This window comes from Amycolatopsis jejuensis, assembly GCF_000717335.1.
GTDB lineage: Bacteria > Actinomycetota > Actinomycetes > Mycobacteriales > Pseudonocardiaceae > Amycolatopsis > Amycolatopsis jejuensis.
This window is the reverse complement of the sequence record NZ_JNYZ01000099.1, coordinates 1-1,206: the sequence shown is the minus strand read 5'-3', so window position 1 is coordinate 1,206 and position 1,206 is coordinate 1. Positions and strand designations below refer to the sequence as shown.

The following is a 1,206-nucleotide window of genomic DNA, read 5'->3' as shown; positions in this document are numbered from 1 at the left end:
GGTGAGGGTTTGGTGGAGTGTGTGGGTTTGGGTGTGGGTGGGGTGCCGGTGTGGTGGCGGGTGTCGGGGGTGTCGTTGGCGGGTGCGGTGGTGTCGGAGGAGTTCGGGAGTGTGGGGGGCAGTGTGCCGGGTGGGGTGTTTGTGCCGGGGGTGTCGTGTGGGTTTGGGGTGTGGGTGTATGTGCGGGCGGCGTTGGGTGCGGGTGGGGAGGTGGGGTTGTTGTCGGGGGGTCGGGTGCGGGTGGTGTTGGTGCGGGAGGGGTGTGTGGGTGGGGTGGGGGTGTGGGTGTATGTGGTGAGTGGGGTGCGGTTGGTGCCGGAGTGGGTGGTTGTGGATGGTGGGGGTCGGTTGGTGGCGGTGGTGGGGGGTGGTCGGGAGGAGTGGGTGGTGCGGGGTGATGTGGTGGGGTGTCGGGAGGAGTTGGAGGGGTTGGTGGAGGGGGGGATTCGGTGGGTGTGGTGGTGGATGGTGGTGGGGGGACGTTGGTGGCGGGGTTGCATGACATGCATGGGCATGTGGATGGGTGGGGTGGGTTGTTTGCGTTGGCGGCGGGGGTGACGTCGGTGCGGGATATGGGGAATGTGAATGAGCGGTTGCTGGAGTTGGAGGAGTGTTTCGAGTCGGGGGAGCTGGCCGGACCGACCATCACCCGCTCCGGGTACCTCGACGGGGTCCGCGGTCCTGGTGGGTATGGGATCACCCCGTTCACCACGCCGGACAAGATGATCGAAGCAGGCTACGACGAGATCACCCACGTCAACCAGCTCATGCTCGGCTGGCTCATCGACGAAACCGAAGACACCCTGTCCCCGCTTCGGATCATGGGATTGACGCGGGCCGCAAAGCTCGACCTCACGTCGGAGCCGGTGCGCCGCACCCTGAACCTCATGCACGACCACGGGATCGGCCTGGACACCACCGTCTGTGTCATGGAAGGACTACTGCTCTGCCGCGACGGCAAGACTCTTCCCGGCGACGAAGCGATACTCGATCACCTGCCGCCGGCCTATCAACACGACCGACGGCACACCTATCTGCCCCATGAGTCCGAAGAGGACCTGGCAACCTACGAGCAGAGCTTCGCCAAAGTCATGGACACGCTCCGCCTGTTGCGTGCGGAGGGTATTCCGTTGTGGCCCGGCACCGACGACAACACCGGCTTCTCCCTGCACCGCGAACTCGAGCTCTACACCCAAGCCGGCTACA

The 1,206-nt window shown here is 65.5% G+C and carries 1 protein-coding gene; it reads left to right on the top strand.

The window, feature by feature from the left end; genetic code table 11:
• Positions 1 to 449 precede the first annotated feature (449 nt).
• A partial coding sequence (locus OO71_RS45910) for a hypothetical protein (protein WP_425388758.1) occupies positions 450 to 1,206 on the top strand: 757 nt, incomplete at its 3' end.